Source organism: Nocardia takedensis NBRC 100417, from assembly GCF_000308695.1.
Classification (GTDB): Bacteria; Actinomycetota; Actinomycetes; order Mycobacteriales; family Mycobacteriaceae; genus Nocardia; species Nocardia takedensis.
Window position 1 is genome coordinate 1 of record NZ_BAGG01000190.1, and the last position, 1,238, is coordinate 1,238.

The 1,238-nt window shown below is 68.7% G+C and carries 1 protein-coding gene; it reads right to left on the bottom strand.

Features of this window, described 5'->3' with window-relative positions; translation table 11 throughout:
* A partial coding sequence (locus ON30_RS27880; protein ID WP_040711948.1) for a beta-ketoacyl synthase N-terminal-like domain-containing protein occupies positions 1-1,238 on the bottom strand: 1,238 nt, incomplete at both ends.

Genomic DNA, 1,238 nt, shown 5'->3' on the forward strand with positions numbered 1-1,238 from the left:
GGGCCGCCGACGCGGCCGCCAGATCCACCGGCCGGATATCCGGATTCTGCTCGAGGTGTCCGCGCAACCGCGCCGCTTGGTCACGCAGCGAGCGCGCGGACCGGGCCGAGAGCACCAGCGGCACAGGACCGATGGGGACCTGCGACTCCTCGGCCGCCTCGGGGACGACGACCTGTTCGAGGATGACGTGGGCGTTGGTGCCGCTGATCCCGAACGAGGACACCCCGGCACGGCGCGGACGCCCCACCTCCGGCCACCCCACCGCCGACACCGCCAATTCCACAGCACCGACCGACCAATCCACATGCGGCGTCGGCTCATCCACATGCAACGTCGCCGGAACCACACCATGACCCATCGCCTGCACCATCTTGATCACCCCGGCCACCCCCGCCGCAGCCTGCGCATGCCCGATATTCGACTTCAACGACCCCAACAACAACGGACGCACACGCTCACGCCCATACGTCGCCAACAACGCCTGCGCCTCGATCGGATCACCCAACGTGGTACCCGTACCGTGCGCCTCCACGACGTCCACCTCGGCGGCGGTCAGGCCGGCACTCGCCAGCGCCGCACGAATCACTCGCTGTTGCGCAGGACCGTTCGGCGCGGTCAGACCATTCGACGCGCCGTCCTGATTCACCGCCGAACCACGTACGACCGCCAACACCGGATGACCGTTGCGCCGCGCGTCCGACAACCGTTCCACCAGCAGCAGGCCCACGCCCTCCGACCACGCGGCGCCGTCCGCGCTCGCGGCGAACGACTTGCACCGCCCGTCGGGAGCCAGCCCGCGTTGGCGGCTGAACTCCACGAACGTGTTCGGGGTGGACATGACCGTAACGCCACCGGCGAGCGCGAGATCGCATTCGCCGTTGCGCAGGGACTGCGCCGCCAGATGCAACGCCACCAACGACGACGAACACGCCGTGTCCACCGTGACCGCCGGACCCTCCAGCCCGAACGTGTACGCGACCCGCCCCGAGACCACGCTGTTGGTGTTGCCCGCCAACAGGAATCCCTCGAAGCCCTCGGGCGCACCGCCGAGGCGCGAGGCGTAATCGTTGTACATGACCCCCGCGAACACGCCGGTATTGCTGCCCCGCATCATGTTCGGATCGATGCCCGCCCGCTCGAACACCTCCCAGGCCGTCTCGAGCAGCAACCGCTGTTGCGGGTCCGAGGCCAGTGCCTCGCGGGGGCTGATACCGAAGAAGGCGGGATCGAAATCGTAG